This window comes from Leifsonia sp. EB34, from assembly GCF_041260585.1.
Taxonomy (GTDB): domain Bacteria; phylum Actinomycetota; class Actinomycetes; order Actinomycetales; family Microbacteriaceae; genus Leifsonia.
Genome location: NZ_JBGCCV010000002.1, coordinates 386,549 through 411,222, shown reverse-complemented (window position 1 = coordinate 411,222; position 24,674 = coordinate 386,549). Strand labels below are relative to the sequence as shown.

Annotated in this window: 18 protein-coding genes and 1 tRNA gene; 10 read left to right on the top strand and 9 right to left on the bottom strand. The window is 62.3% G+C overall.

Features of this window, described 5'->3' with window-relative positions; all coding sequences use genetic code 11:
* Positions 1-2 precede the first annotated feature (2 nt).
* Complete coding sequence (locus ABIA36_RS11460; RefSeq protein WP_369962497.1) at positions 3-1,781, bottom strand: UvrD-helicase domain-containing protein; 1,779 nt, start codon at positions 1,779-1,781, stop codon at positions 3-5.
* Positions 1,778-6,433 carry a sacsin N-terminal ATP-binding-like domain-containing protein gene (locus ABIA36_RS11455; protein ID WP_369962496.1) on the bottom strand — a complete coding sequence of 1,552 codons (4,656 nt, stop codon included), beginning with the start codon at positions 6,431-6,433 and terminating at the stop codon, positions 1,778-1,780. The genes ABIA36_RS11460 and ABIA36_RS11455 overlap by 4 nt, the downstream gene beginning before the upstream one ends.
* A 257-nt stretch (positions 6,434-6,690) precedes the next feature.
* Between ABIA36_RS11455 and ABIA36_RS11450 the strand changes: the two genes are divergently transcribed.
* Positions 6,691-7,761 (top strand): DNA cytosine methyltransferase, encoded by a 1,071-nt coding sequence (locus ABIA36_RS11450; protein ID WP_369962495.1) that lies wholly within the window; start codon positions 6,691-6,693, stop codon positions 7,759-7,761.
* Here ABIA36_RS11450 and ABIA36_RS11445 read toward each other — a convergent pair.
* On the bottom strand, positions 7,756-8,181 hold the full coding sequence (locus ABIA36_RS11445; protein ID WP_369962494.1) for a very short patch repair endonuclease: 426 nt from the start codon (positions 8,179-8,181) through the stop codon (positions 7,756-7,758). The genes ABIA36_RS11450 and ABIA36_RS11445 overlap by 6 nt on opposite strands.
* Positions 8,182-8,348: 167 nt before the next feature.
* Between ABIA36_RS11445 and ABIA36_RS11440 the strand changes: the two genes are divergently transcribed.
* The gene (locus ABIA36_RS11440; RefSeq protein ID WP_369962493.1) at positions 8,349-9,539 is read left to right on the top strand and encodes a DNA cytosine methyltransferase; all 1,191 of its coding nucleotides are present in this window, start codon (positions 8,349-8,351) and stop codon (positions 9,537-9,539) included.
* Between the two features lie 30 nt (positions 9,540-9,569).
* Positions 9,570-10,643 (top strand): restriction endonuclease, SacI family, encoded by a 1,074-nt coding sequence (locus ABIA36_RS11435; RefSeq protein ID WP_369962492.1) that lies wholly within the window; start codon positions 9,570-9,572, stop codon positions 10,641-10,643.
* A 280-nt stretch (positions 10,644-10,923) separates the two neighbouring features.
* Here the strand turns inward: ABIA36_RS11435 and ABIA36_RS11430 are convergent, their stop codons facing one another.
* Positions 10,924-13,968: a DEAD/DEAH box helicase gene (locus ABIA36_RS11430; RefSeq protein ID WP_369962491.1), complete on the bottom strand. Its 3,045-nt coding sequence runs from the start codon at positions 13,966-13,968 to the stop codon at positions 10,924-10,926.
* A 61-nt stretch (positions 13,969-14,029) separates the two neighbouring features.
* Positions 14,030-14,857: a Hachiman antiphage defense system protein HamA gene (locus ABIA36_RS11425; RefSeq protein ID WP_369962490.1), complete on the bottom strand. Its 828-nt coding sequence runs from the start codon at positions 14,855-14,857 to the stop codon at positions 14,030-14,032.
* A gap of 778 nt (positions 14,858-15,635) precedes the next feature.
* On the opposite strand from ABIA36_RS11425, the gene ABIA36_RS11420 reads away from it, so the two are divergent.
* Positions 15,636-15,911, top strand: a complete 276-nt coding sequence (locus tag ABIA36_RS11420) for a hypothetical protein (protein ID WP_369962488.1) — start codon at positions 15,636-15,638, stop codon at positions 15,909-15,911.
* A 511-nt stretch (positions 15,912-16,422) separates the two neighbouring features.
* Complete coding sequence (locus ABIA36_RS11415) at positions 16,423-19,155, top strand: AAA family ATPase (RefSeq protein ID WP_369962487.1); 2,733 nt, start codon at positions 16,423-16,425, stop codon at positions 19,153-19,155.
* An 8-nt stretch (positions 19,156-19,163) separates the two neighbouring features.
* On the opposite strand, the gene ABIA36_RS11410 is transcribed toward ABIA36_RS11415, so the two are convergent.
* Entirely contained in the window at positions 19,164-19,565 is a 402-nt protein-coding gene (locus ABIA36_RS11410) for a hypothetical protein (protein WP_369962486.1), read from the bottom strand.
* Positions 19,566-19,661: 96 nt separating this feature from the next.
* Here ABIA36_RS11410 and ABIA36_RS11405 point away from each other — a divergent pair, with 96 nt between their 5' ends.
* From ABIA36_RS11405 to ABIA36_RS11390, 4 genes are all read left to right on the top strand, one after another.
* Positions 19,662-20,825, top strand: coding sequence for a tyrosine-type recombinase/integrase (locus tag ABIA36_RS11405; RefSeq protein ID WP_369962485.1), 1,164 nt, complete (start codon positions 19,662-19,664; stop codon positions 20,823-20,825).
* Between the two features lie 65 nt (positions 20,826-20,890).
* The gene (locus ABIA36_RS11400; RefSeq protein ID WP_369962484.1) at positions 20,891-21,466 is read left to right on the top strand and encodes a helix-turn-helix domain-containing protein; all 576 of its coding nucleotides are present in this window, start codon (positions 20,891-20,893) and stop codon (positions 21,464-21,466) included.
* Positions 21,459-22,058, top strand: coding sequence for a hypothetical protein (locus ABIA36_RS11395; RefSeq protein ID WP_369962483.1), 600 nt, complete (start codon positions 21,459-21,461; stop codon positions 22,056-22,058). The genes ABIA36_RS11400 and ABIA36_RS11395 overlap by 8 nt, the downstream gene beginning before the upstream one ends.
* Positions 22,059-22,185: 127 nt before the next feature.
* Positions 22,186-22,398, top strand: a complete 213-nt coding sequence (locus tag ABIA36_RS11390; protein ID WP_369962482.1) for a hypothetical protein — start codon at positions 22,186-22,188, stop codon at positions 22,396-22,398.
* Between the two features lie 277 nt (positions 22,399-22,675).
* Here the strand turns inward: ABIA36_RS11390 and ABIA36_RS11385 are convergent.
* Both ABIA36_RS11385 and ABIA36_RS11380 read right to left on the bottom strand, forming a co-directional pair.
* Positions 22,676-22,747, bottom strand: a tRNA-Arg gene (locus ABIA36_RS11385).
* A 34-nt stretch (positions 22,748-22,781) separates the two neighbouring features.
* On the bottom strand, positions 22,782-23,279 hold the full coding sequence (locus ABIA36_RS11380; RefSeq protein ID WP_369962481.1) for an HNH endonuclease: 498 nt from the start codon (positions 23,277-23,279) through the stop codon (positions 22,782-22,784).
* 89 nt (positions 23,280-23,368) lie between these two features.
* Between ABIA36_RS11380 and ABIA36_RS11375 the strand changes: the two genes are divergently transcribed.
* Complete coding sequence (locus ABIA36_RS11375; protein ID WP_369962480.1) at positions 23,369-23,503, top strand: hypothetical protein; 135 nt, start codon at positions 23,369-23,371, stop codon at positions 23,501-23,503.
* A 155-nt stretch (positions 23,504-23,658) separates the two neighbouring features.
* Here ABIA36_RS11375 and ABIA36_RS11370 read toward each other — a convergent pair whose 3' ends face one another.
* Positions 23,659-24,591, bottom strand: a complete 933-nt coding sequence (locus tag ABIA36_RS11370; protein WP_369962479.1) for a C40 family peptidase — start codon at positions 24,589-24,591, stop codon at positions 23,659-23,661.
* Positions 24,592-24,674 lie beyond the last annotated feature (83 nt).

Sequence of the window (24,674 nt, the reverse complement as noted above, 5' to 3'; positions counted from 1 at the left end):
CTTCAGCTCCCTGAATCCCATCGGACTTGCACCATTCCAGCGGCCACCGGAGCAAGCCATAAGCCGTGCCGCCCGACCTCTCCCGCCTTCGCCGACGAGGCGACCGTGCCTATCGATTCGAGTCGAGCGTCGCCTAGGGCCGGCCAAGGGCTTCGACCGGTCTGACGGTCTCCGATTCGCCGAGCGAGATCCTCCCCGAACTCTTGGGAGGTGTGGGCAACGACCGCGTCATCGACCGATGCTGCATATACCGGCACCTTGAGCGACGACCTCCGCGGATCGAGACGGAACTGCAGTCTCACGCCGCGCAGCGCGACCAAGTCGTTGAGGACGGCCTGTGCCGAAGCCGCATCGTCACCTGGCGGCTCCGACCGTTCAAAATCATTGGGACGTAGTTCAACTCCGAACGTCATCCAACTCTTTGGACCGGACACGAACCAACGAGTGTGTCCCTTCGGTCCCACTCGCCGCAGCATTCGATCGTCCGGCCCGTCAGCCGAGGCGAGCAGCCTGCGTGCGCGGGTCACGGCCACGAAGGATGTGCGTGCAACATCTTGGTCAGGCCCAGGAGCTAGCCAATGCTTCTCTAGGAAGTTAACAAGGACGACATTGTCGAACTCGAGTCCCTTGGCGCGGTGAATCGTCGACACACGAACCCGGAGCTCTGAACGGTCTTGCAGCGCAGGCAGAAGCGGTCGGCGACGCGTCAAGCTGCGCGCAAGCACCTCGACGTCCAAGTCCGAAGCGGTCGCACCACTTATTGCGCGCACTGCTCGCCACAGCTCCGAAGGGTCCTCATTCGGCGCCACGTTGGATGCGGCATCCATGAATTTCTCTCGACTCACGAACCTGCTGCCGCATGCGTTCATGACTCGGGCCACCCATGCCGCAACCACCGCGTGCCTTGGACCTCGTTCAACGACCGCGTCCACGCCGTTCATTTCCAGCGTATCCGCTACCAGAAGCGCTTGCCCGTTGTTGGACGTCAAAAAGCACGTCGACCCTTGCCACTGATTCACCTGTGGGGCGAGTGCTGCCACGTCCCCCGCGCGCGCGATGCTCGACATGAAGCGGTCGAGGTCCGACCCTCCGGCTAGAACAGAGCCGCGCAACGCAGCGGCCGACTTCGCTTCCCGGCTCTGGGCTCGGTGCTGCCCGGTGAGTTCTCGAACGGAGACGCCCCTGAAACGGCGAACGGCCTCCAATAGATCGGAGCTCGTGGTCGCGGATCCCTCGCTTGAACCTGCCGACTCACGAAGCTGAAAATCATAGATCCCCTGTGCAGGGTCGCCAAGCACTGTGAATCCAGCGTCTGGCGAGAGCGATTTCAACAGGCGGAGTAGGAAATCTGCACGATCTCCGACGATGTCCTGGAACTCATCGACAATCACGTGATCGAGCATTTGCAGTCGCTGCCAACCGGACTTTCGCAGGAGCGAATCCGCCAGTCGGATGCGCTCATCGAAGGACAGCACGCCTACGTCCGCATCCGATTCCTCGCGTACAAAATCCGCGGCAAGCGAATCCAGCGTCTGGACCTGCGCGGGCGGAATGCCCTGAGCCCTTAGTCGCGCATCCACGGCATGAACGGCCGCGTTCGAGAAGCTGATGACGAGGACGCCATAGGTCGGATCGGCACCTTCTTCGCCAACGAGATGCTCGACGAGTGCGCTTACTACCTGCGTCTTCCCAGAGCCGGGGCCTGCGATAACGATCTGGCGCTCATCGATGGGCACGTTGCTCGCAAGCTGCTGGCTCGGGTCGAGGGTTGCAACCGTCATCGACGCGTCCATAGGTATTCGAATTCGTTGAACGCGAGCAATTCGCCGAACTGTTCGAAGGTATCGCGGACGTTGACGATCAAGACCTCCTCCGAACCGCCGTTCTCCGGTCCTCTGAGCCCGCGCCCGACCATCTGCTGATAGACGTTTGGGCTGAAAGTAGGCCGCGCGACGTAGACAGCTCTGACGCGAGGGGCGTCAAAGCCCTGGGCGAGCACCCCGTAGTTCGCGATGACCCTGATCCGACCTGCCTTGAACTCGTCGATGTAGTGACGACGTGTACCCGCCTCCGTATCGGCCGAGATCGAGACAGCTCGAACGCCCCGATGTGACAAAAGGGCTGCTAGGACTCGTGAGTTCTCAACTGAAGGGGCGAAGACGAGCACCGTCCAGTCTTCTGGCAGTTCAGCGATCGACTCGATGACTCGAAGAGTTCGATCAAGGTCCGAGCCAAGGCGGTCGTTCACAGCTGCCGGCAATTGGCGGCGGGACTCGATCGCCGCGACATCGGAATCGGAAAGGCGCACATCGGTTCCGTCGATGAGGGTCTGGCTCACACGCGCCAAAACCTTCTTCTCCTGAAGTTCGCCATATGGGTCGTCAGCATTGCGAAATGATCCGCGGTCGAGACGATTCCCGTCGTACCTCTTCACAAGCCGCTCGGTCTCGACTTCCGACGTTCCCCGGAAGGGAGTAGCCGTTAGACCGATCAAGGGCCGGCGGATGGTCCGATCGCGAGAGCGTCCCCCTCGGCCCAGCCACTCGAGGACGGCAGTGTAAAGGGTTCCGATCGAGACATGTGCCTCGTCCACAACGACCACTGAGGGCTCTCGTATCCAGTCGTAGTCGTCGGAACCACGTCGCCGGATGGATTCGAGCTTGTCGATGGTGGCGACAACGAGCTGAAATGCTCCGGTCTCTTCTGCCAGCTCGTTTGATGCCCAGAGCCTTCCGAGCCGAAGCGGAACCTGCGGCCCCATCGCGCGCCACACATACGACCAGCTTTCGGCCGCCTGCTCGCAGAGTTCGTCCGTCTGCGCGATCCACACCACTGGACGGTCGGTCGAGATGTCGCCGTTCGCAACTGCCTCCACCAAAGCTTGAACCGTGACTCTGGTCTTCCCTGCGCCGGTTGGGAGCGACACCAGACCGCGATCACTCCCGACTCCTCTGAGCAGCGATGTGATCCGTTCAGTGACCTCGACCTGGTAGTCGTGAAGTCCGCTGAGCATAGCTGGGCCATCGATCATCTCGACCGCCGGCCGCGGTGAATCAGCAAAGCCAGCCCATTCGGTGGGGAAGCCGAGGGATTCGACCCATCGCCGGGTCAGCCGCCTGCCAGCCCACTCGCGCGGCGGCTGGAGCCCTCGCTCGTCGAGAACTAGCCGAAGCTGCTTCAAGATGCTGACGCCATGGACAGCGCGTGCAAGAGACGCAATCTCGTCGGGGCGGACACCGTCGGGTCGCGTCTCCAGCGCCGTCAAGGCCAGCGCAGGAACGATCCGACGAAGCGCCTCTACGCCGACGGCTTCAATGAGTCGTGCGTCATCGTCCGCCGATTCCCTGATCCGGCTAGTGAGCTCCCCTACTGCCTGATTCATCATCTCTTGGATGATGCGCGCGATGTCTTCCTCGCTCAGGTCAAGTGCCAGGCACGACGAGATCTGGCCAAGAAGTTCGTGTTGCCCTTCCCCTGTCACGAAGAGTGTCTCGCCTTCACGACGGAAGGGGATCGAGCGGCCGACCTGGCCTCTGGAAGTTGCAATCAGGCGCTCGAGTCTTCTGACGGGCTGAAGAAGGAGATCGAAGTCTGCAGGTTTGAGCCAGAGCTTTATCGGAGGGAACACATCGGTGAGGTAGCTGGACTCTCCCGCTGGCTCGACGATCACCTCTTCTTGGAGCAGATCGCTGGCGCTCGGCATGCTCCAGAGGTTCGTGAACCGATTGACGTCCTCGGGCTCGCGCACGAGTAGTGCCGGGATGAGAGCCTCAATCAGCGACTCGTAGACGTTCCGGTCGGCGGTTACGCCGATATTGCCCACGTCGACGGACTGCCGAGCTGCGCCCACCCTAACCACGAGCGAGTCGACGTCAAGCCGTCCGGGCAGCCACGCGTAGAAATCGCTTCGCCGTTGGTCGTCTGCATCCGAACCAGTCCACCTATCGGCAGCCTGTTTGAGCGCAAGCCACTCATCGTGTGCGTAATCAGACGGATCCGCACGCATATTCATGGCGTTCGCCTCGCGCTCCGCGATCTGAACCGCGGGTAGGGAATCCGGATCGATCCCCTCGCCGACTACGAGGACACGCGGCGGGGGCAGGAGCCCGAACGAAGTGCGGAGCCGACCATGTCGACGTAGGAACCATGCTTCCGCGGCTGGAAGCCTGAGCTGTCCGTAGCCCGCATTGCTAACGTGTCGAACCGTCCATTGCGCATCGAGACCTTGGGCCACGAGCAGATCCGTGGCCGCTGCCTTGGCCTGATCGCTCATCCCGATCAAAGGCTCCATCGGCCAGGGCGGCGGAGGCCCCTCGATCAGAAGTTTCGAACGGTCCGGCTTTGCGCCATTCTGCTTTGCGATGAACCTCTGCGCGGCGTAGTCCTTGAACTCGTACAACCACGACTCCGAGGGCGAATTGTGTCGTCGTGTCGGGGCGTCGACGGCACCCATCTCGCGTAGAGCGTCGACGTCCTCCCTGTGGTAGCCAGGGTCGATCAACGCCTGTCTGTCGCGACTGCCATCGGCCGGGACTATAGCTCCGGCGAGATAGCAGGATCCGATCGCCACCCAGTGGCCCGCGGCCGAGCGCACCCGCACGCGTGACTCGAGACTTGGGCCTAGTGCCTCACGAAGGATGAGCAACGACGTTTCGAGCGGGATAGTCCGCAAGACTGTCCAGATCTGACCCCAGAGGTCGGAAGTGGAGTTGGCCTCAGCTGCTGCGACGCGGGCGAGGAGCGCATGAAGCTCGCCAGTCCTGTCCATCACGACGACGCCCAGGTCGGCAAGGTGTTGCCGTACCCCAGGAAGTTCCGCGAGTTCGCGGTCGACAAACGCGACGTCATGACTGTCTTGACCGACTACCCGGACGAATACCTTGCCCTTCTGCGGTGCCCTGAACTCGCCATCCTCGAGGCGGATGATGCGCGCTTGCCGTACTTCGCTCTCCGCGCGCGACCGCTTCGCAGGGTCTACAAGAGTTTGGGCGTCGCGGATGATTCGTGCAGCCAGCTCGATCGCGTGCGCCGACGATTCGATGGACCCGTCCGAGGTCAGCGCTTCGAGCCATTGATCGAGGCCAGAGGAGGTACCCGCCACGCCGGGGGTCAGCATGAGCCGCTCCACTTTGAGCCGTCGCTCCGGGGTCCGGTAAGCGTCAGGATGGACCCAGTCCTGCAGCGGCGCACCTGGGACCGCAGCCCACGCCGACAACCAATCCTGCTCGATCTCACCTACCCAGCGGAGTTCTGACGGCAGCCGCAACGCTCCGATGCCATCTGGCAACGAACGGAACCCCCGCATGAAATCGAAGATCGGTTCATTTAGGAACTGGTCCGCCCAGTTGCGGGCCTCTCGTCCGCGCGCAGGCAACGCATCGAGAGCTCCAGCAGGGAAGTCGCCTTGATCGAACCGGCTGATGGCACCGCCGACGAGAGGTGGGAGCAGCTGCAGCAACTCAGTGTTCAACGGGCTCGCGAGCAAACCTGTTCGATCGTCGCTGAGTTTCCACGGGGCGTTGATCAGTCCAGACAACGTCGTCTCGAATGCAGTCGGGAAGTAAGCCCAGAATGACCCGAGGCCGGTTCCTGGCGGCAGCGGCAGGGCGAACTGCAACTCGATCTCTCTGCGCGCCGCGACGTGGCCCGCTTCCTTGAACGCCGCCCTACTTGGAGTATGGGTCGTTCGAGTCACGGCCCAGTGGCTGGCGGCCCTTCCCGAGCGCAGGAGGACAGTTCCATCCTCTTGGATCTCCTGGCTGATCAACCGCTCGCTTGGTCGACCTTCTCGTCCCGCCCGCGCCTCAGGATCAGGTTCCGCCAGATTTCGGAGTTCGGCCCTGCGGATGTGCGGCGAGAAGAGGACGAATTCCGCGGGGAACTCGTAAAGCTGTTTCGATAGTTCGAAGTGCGGAACCGCAAGAGGGATGAGGATAACGGTGCTCGCCCATTCCATCAGTCGCGCTAGCTCTGTGTCTCGTGACGCCTCTACCCGCGCGTCGAGGGTCTTCGCCAATCGCATCGCCGGGTAATAGGGGAATGCGTATCCGGCGTCCTTGAGGGTCGCCTCAGACCATGACCGGTTGAACTCGAACGAAACGGTGCGGCTGAGGATCTTGGGGCTATCGGAAACCGCTAGTACTGACTTGAATCCGATGCCGAATTTCCCGATGCGCTCATCATCCTTCGTCGAGATATCCGAAGCCATCAGCGAACGGACCCCGGCCTCGTCGAATGGCTCGCCGTCGTTCGCCACATACAAGGCTTGACGTGTGAGCACCACTTCGACGCGGTGACCGCCATCTCGCGCAGCGTCGACCGCGTTTTGCAGGAGTTCCTCTAGCTGCCTGCGAGAGTAGCCGCCTTGTGAGATGCGTCGCTCGTTGTTCGCATCTTGCAAAACACGTGTCGGATCCTCGGCATACACGTTCATGCACATATCCGTCTGTTCCCAGACGACGGCAGCCAACGCCGAACTACTGCGGTCCCACCCCGACACTCAAGACTCCATCAACACCATCGAACGACCTAGACCCGCTCAATCAGGCTCAGGTAACTCGAATCTAGTTGATCGGGCCAACCGGCGGTTCGAGCGCATGACCCCAGATGGGGGGCTCGTTCGCATCGCTCGGAGCTGGGCCTCGCGCGCCACGTCTTCGACGGACAGCGGAGGGAAGTAGCATTCATTCAATGACCGAGAAGCCCATCCGCGTACTCGACCTCTTCGCCGGGGCCGGGGGTATGACAGCTGGACTACACGCGGCTTCTCAACGCTTCGAGACTGTCCGCGCAGTCGAGATGGACCTAAGCGCTGCAGCGACTTTCGCGGCGACGTTCGGCCGGGACAGGATCTTCCACGGGCCTATACAGGAGTGGGTCGACAGCGAACGCGTCCCCTCAGTGGACGTCATTATCGGCGGCCCTCCTTGCCAAGGATTCTCGACACTCGGCAAGCAGGACGAGGAGGATGAACGAAACTCGCTGTGGCGGTACTACGCCGAGACAATCCGGCTTGCACAGCCGAAGTACTTCGTAGTTGAGAACGTCGCGGCCTTCGCGAAATCGAAACAGTTCGGAGAGTTTCAGGAGGCGACAGCTCCGGGCGGCCTCCTGAACGATTACGCGTTTCAGCACCGCGTTCTCAATGCGGCCGATTTCGGCGCTCCGCAGGCTCGTCGTCGTGCGGTGCTGATCGGGCATCGCAAGGACGTTCCGCACCCGGGCTTTCCCGTTGAAAGCCATGAGGGCCGCCATGTGACGGTTCGAGAGGCCTTCGCGGGAATTCCCCACTCGGTCTCCCACGTCGACCTACCAGGCGACTCAGTTTTTAGGTTTGGCGGTCATTCACTTCCGGGCAGCTATTCGCGGTCTGAGCTCCACGTAGGACGCAATTACGCGCAACTCTCTTTGGACCGCTTCGCGAGGATCCCCGCCGGTGGCAACAGATTCGATCTTCCCGATGAACTCAAAGCACGCTGCTGGCTCGGCCACACCAGCGGCTCGGCAGACGTCATGGGACGCATGCACTGGGACAAGCCTTCGGTGACGATACGCACGGAGTTCTTCAAACCCGAAAAGGGACGGTATATCCACCCTGTTGCGGACCGCGCGATCACGCATTTCGAGGCCGCCGTCCTGCAGGGCTTCCCCGAGGAGCACCGCTTCGTCGGATCAAAGACCGCGATCGCTCGACAGATCGGCAACGCCGTACCGATTCCGCTCGGAAAGGCGATCGGCATTCAGCTCCTGAAATCGCTATAAGGGGCGATCTTCCCCGGCATGTAACCACGCACGCAAGACACTTTCAGCGATCGTTGCGGGATCCTCGTGTTCCCAGAAACGCAGCACCGTCCACCCAGCGGACTCAAGTCGTTCGGTCGACTCTAAGTCCCGCTCCTTGTTTCGTTTGAGCTTCGGGAGCCAGTACTCTGAGTTCTTCTGCGGACTAGTGCCATGCAATGGGCAGCTATGCCAGAAACAGCCGTCGATGAAGACGGCGATTCGTCGTCGTGTGAAGACAATGTCGGCACACGTTCGCGATGGAGGCGCCAGCCGGAAGTCCACCCTGTAACGGACCCCGGCCGCATGTAAGAGCCGGCGAACAGCCAACTCCGGCCCGGTGTCCCTTCTTCGATTGCCGAGCATGGACCGCCGTACTGCTGGTGACGAAGCCCAAGACATAGCCGAAGCTTAATCGCGTTGTTGATGTCAGAGAGACCGTAGACCTACGCTCGCTGACAAACCGCAGCCCTTTCTGACCGGGCGCGACCATGCGGACTGTGGTGATCCCGATTGTGTCGGTGCGCCTTTGTAGGATGAGATCACGTTCAACGCCCTAGGAGCAATACATGGAATCCGACCCCAGACTGCCAGTTATCAGTCTCTTCTCGGGAGCGGGCGGCCTGGACCTTGCAGTCGAACGTGTAGCCGATCCGCCGCTGCTTCGCCCCGATGAGGCGAGCCGCGGCCCTTTCAGGGTCGCGATCGCGACCGACTACGAGCCTCAGGCGCTCGACACACTTGCGCTGAACCTTCCGGGCGCGTCCACGCTACCTGGCGATATTCGCGAGACCCCGACTTCTGAGCTTCTCTCGGTCGGCGGACTGTCTCAAGGTGACGCCGCCCTGGTGGTCGGGGGCCCTCCGTGCACACCATTTTCGAAGTCGGGCTTTTGGCTCGCGGAAAAGCGAGAGTCTCGTGACCCGAATGCGTCGCTCTTGGAGGAGTATGTCCGAGTCGTGGCTCAAGCGCGCCCCGAAGCGTTCGTGCTCGAGAACGTTCAGGCGCTGACCTACAAGACGCATGAGGCGCATTTCCGGCAGCTCCTTCAAGCACTCGCTGAACTTGGCTACAACCCGCAGTGGAAGACGCTGTTGGCAGCCGATTTCGGAGTTCCCCAGCTTCGAAAGAGGGTGTTCATCGTGGGCCGCCGTGACGGCAAAGCCTTCAGATTCCCAGAGCCAACGCACGCGGGACCTAGCGAGACGACCCGGACCTGGGACATGTCAAAGCTTCCCCACGTCACGGCCGCACAGGCCTTCGACGGACTTGCAACGTCAGCCGAGGCTGGCGAGCTGGTCGAGGGAAAATATGGTGAACTCGCGGCAGAGGTGCCAGGCGGCCAGAACTATCTGTGGCACACCCCACGCTATGGCGGCCGCGACGCCTTTGAGTGGCGCTCCCGCTACTGGACGTTCCTTCTTCGCCTGGCGCCGGACAAGCCCAGTTCGACACTGCAAGCACAACCTGGGCCGTATGTGGGGCCTTTTCATTGGGAGAACGTTCGGAACTCTGACGGAGATCTGCGGGCGCGCAGACTGCGTGTCCCTGAGCTGCTGAGGCTGATGACCTTCCCGGACAACTTCCGTCTGATGGGGACTCGAGCAGATATCCAACGCCAGCTTGGAAATGCCGTGCCCCTCGAATTGGGCAAGGCAGTGCTACACGCCTTGAGCATTCAGCTGGGTTATGTTGATGCGGAAACAGAAGCGGACGACCAGCTGGTGCGGTTGTCGAACGATTCGGTTCTGATCAGCTGATTCGTGCAGACGGGCCGAGAAAGGCCCCTCTTGCCGATCAATATTGACTACGCAAAAGCCAGTCAGATCCTTCTCGACGCGCTCGAACTCGCGAAGAGCGACGATCGCCTGCCGGTCGAGTGGACCAGCCATGCTCGATCGGTGTTCGAACTGGAGTCAAAGACATGGACGCCGGCCTTTGCGACGCTGCTCCTCGCCAAAGCGACTGACGAGCGCGTTGACACGATGAGTCTCAAAGCCGAGCCGAACGTCCCGAATGCATACAGTGCACGTGGGCTCTGCCACAAAGTCATCGTTCCTGCCGCCGTCGACCACGGCTTTTCGATTCGCAACACAGGCAGAGAGCCGCTTAACAACCAGCCCTTCTTCCGCTACGACCGAATCGACAAGATCGAACGAGTCCGTAAGCCGAAGGACCGCGAGTACTTCTTCGACGTAACCGAGCGAGCGAACAGCCTGAGTGCACCGCAAGCACTGCTAGCGCTGGCCTCATTCCTCCGCGTGGCTCTAGGGTTCGCCGCGGCAGCCCGCAACGTCTCGGTGAGAACGGACGGTTTGACACCGAATGGCGCTCGCATCGCGGCGGAGAACTTCATGCGTTCGGATGCGCCCGACCGCCCTCAGCGGCTGCAGGCCTTTGCGGCCTCTTGCCTTGATCTCGTCTTTCCAACAGTAAAAACGCGACGAATCAACGATCCGTCGCGGGATCTACCCGGCGACGTACATGGTCTCTTCAACGGTTCGAGCGTCATGGCCGTCGAAGTTCGAGGCAAGGCGGTCACCGGTTCAGATCTCGGGAGCTTTGCCCGCGCCTGCGAGAGCGCTGGCATCTTCCGTGCGGTGATGTTCGTGGACGCCCCTCAACAATCTCCCTTGGACGCTCGAGGGGTCGTTCGCGACGCAGGTCTCGAGTGGACCCAGCTCGTCGTTTTCGATTCGGCGCCAGCCCTACTCGCCCAGGCGTTGCTCTGGGCGAACCGTCCGCTAGAAGAATCGGTCGCGGACTTTTCCAAGGGCTTGCTCGAAAGACTCCGCGAGATCGAGGTTAAGACCGCGACGCTGCTCGAGTGGAGTCAGGCGGTAGCTGTGGCACGAAGCCGCTGATCCAGTCACTCGCAGACGCCCAAAACGACGCCCAAACAATCGTCCACGTGATCACCCAGAGCCAGAGTGCGCCCCGTTGTCGAGGCATCAGCCAATCACGTCTGCATTCGTATGGTGTGCCCCACGTTGAGCTCGGGTAACACGTCCTCGGCGCAAATTGCAGCTCCTCGTGGCCTACGTTGACCGTGACTCCGCGCAACCCGCGCACCCTGGCAGGCCCGCCAACCTGGCACGCATTTCTGAGACAGGTCGCGACTGCCCCGGCGCAACTTTGCCCAATTCACATATGGCTCAATGCGACAGTGAAAAAGCTTGGCGCTCTACTCACGGCCTCCGTGACCAGGTATCGGTGGGTCGTCAGCGCGTCTGTGAAGTGGTCTCCTCGAAACCCTCCACCCTCCAGGTGCGCAACGAGGAAGATGCTGAGCGCCCGGTCCGCCAGGCCGGACTCGTAGATAGAAATTGGAAGCTTAGCTGGAAGACCATATTTGAGCGACTTTAGGAAGGTGGAAATTGGAGCATCCCCATCAGATACACCCATCGCCATTGCTACCGCCGCGACGACCAATGAGCATTCAAAAGAGAGAGTCTGTTGGCAGAAGGAAATGACATCCTCCTCAGCAAGCCTCTGTCGGCCCTTTCCGCGCGGCTTGGTCGCGGCGAGCGCAGCGCTCAAGGCGACTAGAGCTTCGTAGCTATCACCTGCAATCCAGCTCAGTGCGAGCCGATATGAGACGTCCGCCGGCTCGACGCTTCGAAAGAGCTTGCTGTCGCAGAGTTCAACGAACAGAGGCCAAACGGCCGCGAGCCATTCCTCGGGACTTGAGAGGTCAGCGAGCGCTGCCCCCGAAGCATCGACCCATTCAAAGATTCGCTTCGCCTTAACCGCGCTTAGTAGCGTACGGGCATACATAGCCTGCCGGTCCACCCGGGGGTCGACTGCATTTACTCGTCCCGCGATACGCTCGAATAGGTCTGCAAGCACCGAGCGCTCGCTTTCACTAGCAAGCGCGAAAGCCAGTGTCTTTTCGGACAGCAATCGTGCGCGCTCCCGAAAGCTCTCGTAGTCGTCGCTGCCGCGCATCGCCATCAGATGGCTCTCAACGGTCTCGAGTACCTTCAAACGACTGGACATTGCGTCAATGATGGCTTTGGCGGCAACCGAAGATTTCCGTGAAAGCAGGGCAACCTGCTCCGCCCACTGCACTTGCGCCGCCTCATCGGCGAAAAGGAACTCGAGGATCAACCGCGGCGGAATGTCGATCGATTCCATCGTGGCCGAGATCTTCAGCGGAGAGATCGTTTCCAGGAGAGAACTCCCAATATCTTCCATGTTGCTGCTGGATAGCAGATCGGTTGCGGCATCGAATGCGTCCGATTTCATGAATCGCTGGTCGTACAGACTCGGATTACCGAACACAACCATGCCCTCGGTGTGCATGCCAGCCCGTCCAGCTCGCCCGAGCAAGTTCTGGAAATCTCTCGTTCGTATGTCCTCGCCAGCTTGTTTGGTGCTCGAAACCACGAGATATCGGATCGGAAGATTCACTCCCTGAGCGAGGGTAGACGTGCAGACAACGAAACGAATCATGTTGTGCTGCATTGCGTGCTCAATGGACACTCGAAGCCCATGCGGGGTCGAGCCGTGATGTGCAAAGACCCCCAGCCCAGCCGCAACAGCCTTGTCGCTGTCCGCCCCGAAGTGCAGTCCAGTTAGCCACTTGAGCCTTTCGACTTCAGCCCCATCTGAGTAGTCCGCCGGGACGGACAGGCCGAAACCTCGTCTATAGACGTCGACGGCGCGCCGAACCATCCCGTTCGCAGTGTCCTTTCGGCCGCAGAAGATCGCGACCCCGCCACTAGCTACCAAACGCAAACCTAGATAGAGGGACACATCCTTCCACGCGTCATCACCACGAGCAGGGAAGGATCTCACTTTCCGCTCTCTGCCCACCTTCTCCAATTGAGCCACCTCGATAGCGCGCGGGACGAAGTAGTCGGGAGACTTCGCTATTTCCGAATCGAACACTTCCAAGCGTCCTTGTCGCCCCGTCCACGACGAGAATGCGACGGCCCTCTCCGTGGGCAGCAGCGTGGACCCGTCCACAATCTCGGCATCATCCGGAAGCGCCCAATTGGCGAGCGTTGCAACGTTTGGCATCACGGCGGAGATGAGCACGGATTGCGTGGCCTCGGGTACTAGGTCGGCGATCTCGGTCAGCAGCAGTTCGTAGGTGGCACCTCGAGGCCCGTTATCGAACTGGTGGCACTCGTCGTAAACCAACAACCCGATTTGACCAGCAAGGTCGGGCATCTGACGGAGTACGAAGTGCAGCTTCTCGGGGGTAACTACAAGCACCAACGGCGCCGGATCGGCGCTTCCGAGAATGCGTTCAAGGACTTCATCGAAGTCCAGCTGTAGCGCGTCCGAAAGCTCGTTAACTCGGACAGCCTCGTTCCGGAACGCTCGGCGCAGGTTGACACTGATCTCGTGGACAAGCGCCCGGAACGGCGCCACCACCACGGCCAGCTTGACTCGTTTCGAAATGAAGCCGCTGCGGACAAGGATCTCTACGGACTTTGTCTTGCCTGCACTTGTGGGCATGAGTACCGCGCCGGACCTGCCCCGTAGAAGACCAGCTTGCCCGATAACTCGCTGGGCCGGCCAAAGCTCTGTCGGAAAATCTGGCTTGCTCAAGACGTCTTGCCACACGTCTACCGGCTGATCAGAGAATTTGGGAATTGTCGACCATACCGATACAGCCAGCCTGCACCTCAAAACTGCCGCGATCAGATCTGCGAGCAATACGTCCCGCGAATTCCGCTCTTTGTACGCGCGGTGTTGGATTTCGCTGAGGAGGCCTTCCAATTGCTCGGATACAGTTCCGTCAATGAAGTGCTTGTTTACGTGACGGGCAATCTCGGAAAGCGCGGGTCCGTGGCCCTCGTCACCGAATTCCGGGGGCCTCCGCCTGAACCTGCCCTTGAGGATCCAATCGAGCATGCGTTCCAGGGGGTCCGAATCGCTGAGCTCAGGAACTCGCTCGGCGAGGACACGGCTACTTCCCGGTCTTCCGGCCAGGTAATAGGCCGCGCCCGCAAGCAGAAGTAGGTCGCCGGTTAGCCGTTCTGCATACCTTGACTCGAGCAATGCATCAAAGTATCGCGCCGCCAATTCAAGTTGTTTCTGCAAGTGGCCGGGCAGAGAATCGACCCCCGCTACCGAAAGGTGGGCGGCCGAGTCGCCAAGCGTAGCGACGGCGGACAGAAGGAGAGAACTCGGCTCGTCGCCCTCCGGAAGCTTGAGGTGGTGCTCATCGGGCACGCGGAACTCATGCATCTTGCCTTTCGCACGCGTTATGCCCAGCAACCTGCGACTGTTTGCCTCAAGCTCCACTTGCGGCCTCGGCGTAAAGCGAGTGAACAAGCTTCATAAGCTCAGGACCCTTCACCACCAATAGATTGAGATGTTCCTTGTTGTTGTGCCCAGCCGTCGATGCCGCGACAAGCGCAGTCGCATCGAATGCTTCGTCGCTCAGTACTGCGGCCGCAGTTGACCGAAGAACATACGGATTATCAGCGATGTTCTGAAACCTCTCGACCATCTTGGCCCGCTCCCGATTGCCCATCGCAAGCAGTCGGCGTTTGGTAGCGTTGAGAGTGTACGCAACGCGGAGGTAGTCCTTCGAAGAGTCGTCGATGGCCTTCTGGAGTTGATCCGCGTAGGGTGCCGTGGAGAGTCCCGCCTTCACTTCGCAAACAAGCAAGACATCATCTATCGACCCCGCACTTGGATCCACCTCGCTCATACCTAAGACATCGACGCCTTGGATTGATTGGTCCGGGTTACTCTTGTGCATGTATTTTTGACGAGGTACCCACAGCCCGAGTTCGTGCTCGACATAGTCCGACACCAGAAGTTCGGTGAAGTCGCCCGCGCGAGTCGCCGGGCCTAGGCCGCTCGAAGCGCTGGGGAACACCAAGTCGGTCAAATACTCCGCTCGTGATTTACCCGTGCCGCTCCGAAGCTCGTCAATCTCGTCGTCGAGACAATAGAGTTGGCGAAACGATCGGGCCCATTCAGCTAGTGAAGCCAAATCGATCGGATTCGCGAGTTCCCACAGGGCGATCTCTACGCCTTCATTTGTATTGAGTGCCGGATCCGCTTGAGTGAGATGGTCGAGGTACCCCGGACGCGACCCTTGTTTGTTCATGCGCGAGGGTCACGACCATGAGTCTGCACAGATGCAAATTTAGTCGGCCGGACAACGTTAGCGGGAACACCATCTGCCGTGTCGCAACCTAGTGCGCCGAAACTGCGGCAATCTCGAGGACGTTTGTTTTGGTAGCCAGTGTTCCTAACACCATTACTCGGATGACCGAACGGTGTGTGATAAAGCGTCGTGAGGGACTAGGGCCCGAAGGGTAGAAGCCACGCAGGACCGAAACAAGAAATGGAGAGCCAGAGACAGAAACCACCGAAGAGAGACAGAAGAGAGACAGAAGAGACGAAGCCAACGAGAGATACAAGCCAAGAGCAATGCACGTAGGCACTTAAGTGGAGCGACCCGCGCAGGCCCGGTTCCGAAGGGTCCCTTGTCAACCTGGTTGCAGCGGACCGCGCGATGCTCGGAGCTCGATCTTCCGCCTTACAGTGCCACCTGCACGAGGACGAAAGCGTCTACTTGGGCTGCAGACTCACGCCGGACAGCGGTCACCAACCTCCGTGCCGACCCCGGTGCCATATCCGTTTCGGCCCCCTGGATTCCGATCGAAGACGCCGCCCACGGCGCTGCCTTGCTGAGGTTTGAGGGCCTTTCCGTCGCCCGATCGTAGCTCGTGTCCGGTGCTCCGTGCCGGGCTTTCGCGGCGTAGCCTCCTCCGCTGCGCTCCCCCGTTACTCCACGGTCCCGGCACTACACGCCTCCCACTCGCTCTCGATCACTCGCCGGAAAGGCGCTCAAAAACGATCGACCTTTGGGAGTGAGTGGGATGCGGGTATTCATCATCGACACCAGCAACATGGCACCAGAGCTGGAGGGCGGACTCCTCGGCGTCGAAGGGTCCTCCAACCCGACCGCAGCGGAGAAGCAGCAATGCGTTGAGACAGTCAGCACTTACGTGATGGACGGGTGGGCGATCGCGGCCGACCCGCACACTGCTATCGGTTGGCTCGCCGCCCTCATCGCGGAGACGGCATGCGTGCCCTTCGTCAACCTCACCCGCCTCGTTAGGGCGGAGCCCGCACTCCAGTCCGCATCCGTCTGATTCATCGACCATCGAATCGGTCGCGGTGCCGCGCAGTTAGCGTGTTGGGAAGTCCAAATGCTCGGCAGCGGGATGTGGTCGCTAATGAGCGATTACTGCGAATTTCGAATTTGCGCGTCAAATCCGCCTTCGACACACAACGTGTAGGTATGAGGGCGTTGGTTTCGGAGACAGCGCCGAGGTGCATGCCGCCGATCGTGTTTCCTGACGGCTCGCCGCACTGCCCGGTCTAAGCGGCGCGTGCGCCCGGAGCCAACCCTGCCGTCCTGCTATCGAAGAAGCTGACTCCCAGCACGCTCGAGTTTGCGTCGGTGGGTAGACGGACGATGGCACTGCGGGCTGCGGCACTGCTCAAACCGAAGATTTGGCGCAATTCCTATGAATTTCTAGCGGGTTTCGGACATTCGGGCTGTTTGCGCGCCAAAACGACCTTGGAACCGGAAGTTCTAAGTAGAGGGACTATTTCGAACAAAGGACAAGACTGCCCAATTTCAGAAGCCGATGGAGGTGAGTGCGGGTGCGAGGTGGAGTAGCCAGATGGAAGCGGGGACAGCAGTCCCACGGGGTCAAGCAAGCCGTCAACTACGCCTTCTCCGGCGTCTGCGACGCCACCCTCACCGCCAAGAACGCCGACGGGGTGATCGCCGCCGCCGGCTACGCCGACGCGCTCATGACCCGGTACATCGTCGAGAACGGTGCGATCCGTGACGACCTGCTCACCAGGGTGCAGCTCAAGGACTGGGTCGACGGCCTTGACCCGCTCACCGGGGAGCGGCGGGGCCGTGATCTCGAGTCCCCGGTCGCGGACCTGATTCTGGATGCGACGATCAACGCACCGAAGTCGTTCTCGATCGCCGCCATGCTCGACCCCGATCTTGCCGCCGCCTACGAAGACCTCCAAGACCGACTTCGCGACCGGATTGTGAAGCTGTGGCAGTCCGAGCTGAACGCTCGCCGTGGCAAAGGTGGCGCCACCCGCGAAAACCTCGCCCGAATCGAGGTCGTCGAACTCCGCCACGAACGCTCCCGCTCCCTGGACCCGCACAAGCACCGCCACCTCTGGCTCAACGTCAAAGTCCAAGGCCAAGACGGCAAATGGTCCAACATCGACACCCGCGTCGCACTCCGGTTCCAAAACGTCATTAACGCCGAAGGCGACCTCGCTTCCCGCACTGACCCCACCTGGATCTCCGCTCTCGCTGCGAAAGGCTTCACCCTCGATGAGGACGGCGAGATCACCCAGCTCCAGCATCTGGTGCGGCCGCTTTCGAAGCGGTCCGCGCAGATCGAAGCCAACCGGGCGACGCGGATCGCCTGGTGGAAGGCGCAGAACCCCGGGCAGGAGCCCTCCCACGATGTGCTCAGTCAGATCGACCACTGGGCGTGGGCTGTCGGCCGGCCCAACAAGCCGGGCGAGCTGGACGAAGACGGATGGGCCTCGCTCGTCCGCGAAGAACTCTTTGCCGCCGACCCCACAATCGGCATGCAACGATCTCCTGCCCGGAAACCTAGCGTTGCCGCTCAGGATCTCGACCTCGAGTTGCTAGCCGCGAAGGCCGTTGTCGACGCTGACGCCCGCTCGACCGGTAGCGGCGGCCGCTTCAGCATCATGGACGTCCGGGCCGGCGCGCTCCGTGCGATCGCCGCGACCGGCGTTGTCGCTGACCGAGACGAACTCGCCAAGCTCGCTGAGGACGTCGTGACGCACTCACATACGGTGACGCTCATCTCCGAACCAGACGCCCCGAACCACGTCAAACACCTCATGGCGGTCTCCACCGCCACACTGAAGGCCACCGTCGCCCAAAAGATCGAGGCGTTCTCCGCGCCCGGACAGGTGCTCGACATCGAAAAGGTCGCCGCGATCGCGCGGGCAATCGAGCCTGATCGGACACTCGATAAGGGACAGTTCGCTGGCGCAGCCGCAATCGCTGGCACGTCCGGCAACGTCGTCATCTCCGGCCCTGCCGGCACCGGCAAGACCACCATGCTCAAGGTCGCCGGCGCCGCTCTGCGGCGACGTGGCCAGAGGATGATCATCGTCGCGCCGACTAGGAAGGCGTCCGCCGTAGCGGGACGCGAAACAATGAGTTCCTCGTCGTCGCTGCACCAACTTCTGTACGACTACGGATGGCGCTGGGCGACCGTTGCATCGGGAGCAACTGCATGGCGGCGGCTGTTGGTCGGTGAAGGTGACCCGGACACAGGGACCAGCTACCGCGGCCCACGGATCAGCATCAATCCTGGCGATCGCATCGTCGTGGATGAGGCCGGAATGCTGGATCTTGAGGCCGCGTCGGCACTCCTTGATGTCGCGCATGCCACCGGAGCCGGGTTGGCTCTCGTTGGCGACCAGCGCCAAGCACTGCCAGTCGGACACTCCGGAGCCATGGCACTCTTCTGGCGCCGGTCACCCGATCGCGTCGAACTCACAACTACCCACCGCTTTGACGACCAAGCGTGGGCGCAACTCGCGCTTCGTCTCCGCGACCCACACGGCCCAGACGAAATTCACGAGATCGCAAACGAGCTCATCCGGACAGACCATGTCGTATTGGCAGATAACGACGTGTCCGCCCGCGAAGCTATGGTCGAAGGATGGCTCGACGCCGCACAGCGTCGTCAAACGATTGCTCTAGTCACGTCGACGCACGCCGAAGCACAGCAGATCAGCGAAGCAATCCAACGCCGCCGACTCGAATCCGGGGCGATCCGTCCTGGGCGTGCACTCGCCGGGCAGTACGGGCAGCCAATCTTCGTGGGTGACGTCGTCCAGACACGACGTAACGACAGCGCCGCGGACGTGCAGAACCGTCAAAACTGGATAGTGAAGGCGATCGGCGACGACCATCTGATCCTTGCCGCCAGCGCCGACACGACGGACCTTCGGAAAGTCAGTCTGACTTACGCCGAAGAGCACATTCACCTTGCCTACGCGACAACCGTCTACGGAGTCCAAGGCGAGACCACCGACCGCGCCCTAGTTGGACCCGGTGTCGATGCCGCGGGCCTCTATGTCGGGCTCACTCGCGGGAAGCAGCACAATGCCGCAGTTCTGGTGGCCTCGACCGCGGACTCAGCAAAGTCGCAACTGGTCGAGATGATGCAACGAAGCGCACTCGAAGAGACAATGGCGAAGTCCCGAGCTGCGGCGCAGGCCGAACTTCGGCGAACTCCTCGAACGCCTGCACCACAGATCGCCACGGCGCCTGATCGTCAAGCGTCCTCGGTCGGCATCCGATGACCCGAGCGCTAGTTCGGCGAAGCTGTAGCCTTCGCAAGCAAATCACGGCCAAGCATGTTCACACCATCCAGCGTGCCGCCCTGAACGTCGAACCAGAAAATAGCGATCGCGAGTTCGTCGGCTCTTACTCGAGCAAACGGACTAACGCCATGGCGCGCGAAGACCAACCCCTGACGACCGTCCGCCGCGACAACTGCCGCCGCACGCTCAACGAGCTCGACTTCCAGGTTGCCTCGCTTGTTCTCGACCCATCCGAGATAGCGAGATCCATACAAGTCACAGACCCGGCGGGATTCACCCGCAGCGACGACCGCATCTGTGGCGCCGAGGTAACGCATCCACTCCCGACAAAGCTCAACTGCCTCTTCGTCCGATGCTCCCAAGTGCTTTGGTTCCGGCGGCTCTCTCACAGGTCCAGAGTGCACCCATCCTCAGAGAGCCGGCGAGCTCGCTTGCTCTCATCAATGCCAGCGGGCCCCGTCGGCGGCGAGCGTTAGGTTCGGCAAGTGGGAAGCATCGACGCGTATGAGTCTGCCAAAGGCCGGCGCTATCGCGTGCGCTGGCGCGACCCCGAACACCAGCAACGCGAGAAGCGTGGGTTCCGCACCAAGCGCGAAGCGGAGCTGTACAACGCAACCGTCGAAGTAGCGATGATGAAGGGGACCTATTTCGAGGCATCTCAATCCAGGATCACAGTCGGTGAGCTCGCCGACGAGTGGCTCGCCAACAAGGAGCAAGCCCTAAAACCCTCCAGCTTCTCCCCCATCCGCATCGCCTGGCGCGTCTACGTCGAGCCGCGCTGGGCGGCAACACCGATTGGCGCGATTCGCCCCTCCGCGGTCGAGAAGTGGATCCGAGAACTGAGCCAGGGCAAAGCCGTCACGGTGCGGGTCCGCATGGGCAACGCCGGTAAGCCACGATCGGCGGGCGTCGTCCTGCGCGCGGTGGGGATCCTCGCCGGGGTCCTCGATGTTGCGGTACGTGATGGCAGGATTCCGGCGAACCCGGCTCGGGGTGCGAGCAACCTTCCACGCAAGGGAACCAAGAAGCGCCGCCGGTATCTCACCAACGAGGAGGTCTTCCGCTTCGCTCGAGCGGTGCCCGATGACAAGCGAAGCGTCCTCGTGTTGACACTGGCCTACACCGGCATCCGGTGGGGTGAAGCCGTCGCCCTCACCGTGAACGACATCGACCTTGACCGTTGCCGTCTGGCCATCCACCAGACCGCGACAGAAGTCGACGGGCTCATCCACGTCGGGCCTCCGAAGAGCTGGGAAGCTCGTTCGGTACCGTTTCCTGCATTCCTCGCCCCACGCCTCGAGCAACTCATCGCAGGAAAGAAGCGTGACGACCTCGTCTTCCCCGCACGAGCGGGCGGCTATCTCGCGCGACCCGACACTGCCTGGAACCGGCAGTCCTGGTGGCTGACGGCGCTGCGCGATGCCGGACTCGACCACATGACCCCGCACGATCTCAAACACACCGCCGCCAGCTTGGCTGTGAGTGCCGGCGCCAACGTCAAGGCCCTCCAGCGCATGCTGGGGCACAAGTCTGCTGCGATGACGCTGGACACGTATGCCGACCTCTTCGAGGACGATCTCGGGTCGGTTGCCGATCGGCTCAACGAGCGGGTCCTGTCGGAGAGCGGAGGAAGCTTATGGAGCAACTGACGCACCGCTATCTGATCACGGCAAGGGTTATACTCAATTGAGTATAACGACGGGAGGTGAGTGGGATGGCATTCGCGGATCTGATTCGGGCCGCACGCAAGGCCTCAGGATTCAGTCAGGCAGAAATCGCAGACCGCGCGGACACGTACCAACCGATCGTCTCTGGCGTGGAACGCGGCAAGCGAGACACCGGGGTCGCGTCCGCAGCGCACCTCGCGCGCGCCGCCCGGCATCGACTCCTCCTCATTCCAACTACCCATCCGAGCGCCGTCGAAACGGCAGCGCGTATCGCCACCGCCGTCCACGAGGGCAGCCGGGACGGGGCGTTCCGCGCGCTCCTCGACCTCTCGGATGGGCTCGCCAAGGAAGACCCACTGGTCGTTGCGGCGCTCGTCGTCGCCCAGCCAGAAAGTACCGGCAGCCGAGATTGGGACGCCGCATTGTCCGGCACCGTCGCGTATCGGCTGCGCCAGGCGGGTCTACCCGCGGCGTTGTGGACGAATCAAGCGATCACCGAAGACGCTGAGCTGCGGGCCCCGCACCTGCACCCGCTCGACGACGCACCGGATGCGTCCAAGGTGCCGCCAGAGTTCCTCGAACGGGGCATCCTGATTGAAGAGGGAACGCTCGCCAGTGTCTGATCAACTACCTGGTCTTGACCGCGACTCACTCATCGATGGGCTAAACGATCTCATCGAACGAGTCCAAGCCGCAGGGATCGGCCCTGTCCGGATCAGCATCGTGGGAGGTGCCGCTCTGGCGCTCTCCCACGTCGACCGCCGCCGAACGGTCGATGTCGACGCACGCTTGGACCCGCATGACGCTCTCATTCGCATCGCCGAGCGGATCGCTGTCGAACGCGATTGGCCGTCCGACTGGCTGAACTCCAATGCCTCACAGTTCTTCCCCGACTGGGGCAGGTCCGTCGACTGGAGACCGCTTTACGACCGCGACGGCATCCGAGTCGAGGTGGCGCCGGCTGATGCGCTTCTCGCCATGAAGCTCCGCGCCGCGATGGGCCGACCCGGGCGTGACACCGCAGACATCGTCAGCCTCGTCGCCGAGCTCGACGTCGAAAGCGCCGACGACGCCGAATCGATCTTCTCCGCCTACTACCCAGGCGACGCACTGAACGACCGGGTCTACGCGCTTGTGGAACGCGCTGTGGCGCACCGCGCCGAGTTCCGGACCACGGCGTTCCCTGACGTCGAGCTGAAGCCAAAGGCGCACTGACGGTACTGAACCCAAGATCGTGACCGCTCGTTCACTGCCAACGGGGCCACGGCTCTGCGACAATGGCGAGCGTGAACGGGGACCGACTCCAACGCTAGTTCGCGTTGTACCGAAGTGGAGACACCTCATGTCCAAGGTCCCTGCCGGCTACAAGCTCGCCGCAACAACCGATCGCCACATTCTCGAATCCGACGAGTACATGCACTGGACGGTCGCCGATCTCATGGCGATGCTCGCGGATTTTCCGCCCGAAGCTCGCCTCTGGGTGATGGACGACGAAGAGACCGTGCATCCTCTGGAGGGCTTCGGCGGCGACAGGTCTGACCTCTTCATTCACTGAGCCCAGTGAAGTCTTGGGGGCCGATTGGCCCCCAAGACTTCCTCGTAGGGTGCACCTTCCGTCGGGTTGAACGGACACTGCGGACGGTCGGCCAACCTTTGGTCGCAACTCGTACTCGAACGATCGTATGCGAGTCATTTAGACCACCGGAGACCTCGTAGAGTTTCTTAGAGTTTTTCGGCGTCCCTGTGGGCAAATTGTGGGCAAAAACGAAAATCGGCGATTTCCGCGCCCTCGGAAATCGCCTCTGACCAGCTATTTCAATCCACTCTTAAGGTGCCCCTGGAGGGACTCGAACCCCCAACCTTCTCCTTAGGACGGAGCAGCTCTTCCATTGAGCTACAGAGGCCAGTCCTTCCAGACTACCGGAGCGCGCAGCGGCGTCAGGCCGCCACCCCCAGGTAGTCCTGCCACTCCGCCTGGCCGCCTTCCACGCCGCGCACCACCCACGAGCTGTCGTGCGGGGCGCGCGGGGTGAGCCTCAGCGACCAGCCCATCTCCCCCGGCGTCCTGTCGCCTTTCACGTTGTTGCAGCGCAGGCAGCAGGCGACCAGGTTCTCCCAGCTGTCCGCGCCGCCGCGGGAGCGTGGGAGGACGTGGTCGATCGTCGTCGCCGTCTTGCCGCAGTAGCCGCAGCGGTGGCTGTCGCGGCGCAGCACCCCGCGGCGGGAGACCGGCACCGCGCGGCCGTGCGGGATGCGCACGTAGCGGGTGAGCAGGATCACCGAGGGGCGGTCGTAGCGGCCGGAGATGCTCCAGACCGGGTGGGCCGCGTCGCTCGCCAGGACCGTGGCCTTCTGATTCATCACCAGGACGATGGCGCGTTTGAAGGAGACGACCGCGAGGGGCTCGTAGCCGGCGTTGAGGACCAGGGTCTTCATCTGCGTCCTTTCGGGTCCGCGGGGCGAAGGGGAACCGGGGAAACAAAAAGGGCACTGTCCGAACGGACAGCGCCCTGGAAGACGGCGGCATGGTGGCGGCACACCACATGGTGGCGGTGGCAGGCCTCGACGTGGTGGCGGCAGGCGAGGAAGTCGCGGTGGCGCGGGAGCAGCTCACGCTCGGCCCGGAGGCCGCGACCCGCCCCGGTGGTCACCCTCGGTGACCGCACGGTGGTCGACTCGGCCATCGGAGACTCCGATCTGCGCGGCTGCCTGGCAGTGCGCCAGGGCAACAGAGTAACGCAGAAATGGCGCGCCGCCTATTCGGGGCGCGCCATCGCTGGTGCATGACCCGCAGAGTTCACCGCGGGTTCGGCTGTCAGATACCGAGCCGGACGACGTAGTAGTCGCTGGTCCAGATCGGGCGGATGGAGATGGAACGGCCCGAGTCGGGGGCGTCCATGATGTTGCCGTTGCCCGCGTAGAAGCCGATGTGGCCCGGCATCACGATCAGGTCGCCCGGCTGGGCGTCGGCGATCGAGATCTTGGTGCCGCGCGCGGCCTCCCCCGACACGGAGTGCGGGAGGGAGATGCCGAACTGGGCGTAGACGTACATGACGTAGCCGGAGCAGTCGAAGCCGGCGGGGGTCGAGCCGCCGTAGACGTACGGGGTGCCGACGTACTGCTTGGCCACCGAGAACACCTGCGCGAGGCTGAAGCTCGGGTACGGCGGGTTGGCCAGGAAGTCGGAGACCGAGGGGCCGGAGTAGCTGGTGGCGTAGCTGGCGAGGGACACGGCGGCGCGCTGGCGGGCGGCCTCGGCGGCGGCGGTCGCGGCGGCGGCGGCCTTCGCGGAGTCGAGCTGCTGCTGGCTGGTCGCGGTGGCGACATCGCGGCTGACGGTGGAGGCGGTCACGCCCTGGCCGACGGCCACGGACTGCGCCTGCGCCTTCTTCATGGTGTCGGCCGCGCTCGGGCCGAAGCCGGCGGACTCCGCGCCGTTCGGGTTGTACGCGAACGCCGGCAGCGTCATGGTCGCGATCATGCCGGCGGCCACCGTGATGACGCCGACGTTGAGGATCCAGCCGCCCTTACGCTTCGCGGCGGGCTTGCCGGGCTTCGATGCGGCCGGTGCGGACGCCTTCGCGACGGCCGCGGGGGCTGCTGCGACCGGCGCCTTCGCCGGGCGGAGCGACCGCCGAGAGACGAGATGCGACCCGGGGGTGGACGTCGACGACGACGTCGAAGCGTCGGAATCCGGGTCCTGAGGGGTCCGGTCCTGGGCGGGACCGGGCGTACCAGAGTGTGCCAAAGTGCAACCTCCTGCGCTCCGGCAGCACTAGGGAGCTGCCCCCGTCCGATGCGATCGGCATTCGGCGTCACCGACTGGGAGAC

Excerpts from the sequence above, each read along its gene's own strand:
- ABIA36_RS11460 (WP_369962497.1), bottom strand. The coding sequence starts at position 1,781 with ATGACGGTTGCAACCCTCGACCCGAGCCAGCAGCTTGCGAGCAACGTG.
- ABIA36_RS11455 (WP_369962496.1), bottom strand. The coding sequence starts at position 6,433 with ATGAACGTGTATGCCGAGGATCCGACACGTGTTTTGCAAGATGCGAAC.
- ABIA36_RS11450 (WP_369962495.1), top strand. The coding sequence starts at position 6,691 with ATGACCGAGAAGCCCATCCGCGTACTCGACCTCTTCGCCGGGGCCGGG.
- ABIA36_RS11445 (WP_369962494.1), bottom strand. The coding sequence starts at position 8,181 with ATGTCTTGGGCTTCGTCACCAGCAGTACGGCGGTCCATGCTCGGCAAT.
- ABIA36_RS11440 (WP_369962493.1), top strand. The coding sequence starts at position 8,349 with ATGGAATCCGACCCCAGACTGCCAGTTATCAGTCTCTTCTCGGGAGCG.
- ABIA36_RS11425 (WP_369962490.1), bottom strand. The coding sequence starts at position 14,857 with ATGAACAAACAAGGGTCGCGTCCGGGGTACCTCGACCATCTCACTCAA.
- ABIA36_RS11420 (WP_369962488.1), top strand. The coding sequence starts at position 15,636 with ATGCGGGTATTCATCATCGACACCAGCAACATGGCACCAGAGCTGGAG.
- ABIA36_RS11400 (WP_369962484.1), top strand. The coding sequence starts at position 20,891 with ATGGCATTCGCGGATCTGATTCGGGCCGCACGCAAGGCCTCAGGATTC.
- ABIA36_RS11390 (WP_369962482.1), top strand. The coding sequence starts at position 22,186 with ATGTCCAAGGTCCCTGCCGGCTACAAGCTCGCCGCAACAACCGATCGC.
- ABIA36_RS11380 (WP_369962481.1), bottom strand. The coding sequence starts at position 23,279 with ATGAAGACCCTGGTCCTCAACGCCGGCTACGAGCCCCTCGCGGTCGTC.
- ABIA36_RS11375 (WP_369962480.1), top strand. The coding sequence starts at position 23,369 with ATGGTGGCGGCACACCACATGGTGGCGGTGGCAGGCCTCGACGTGGTG.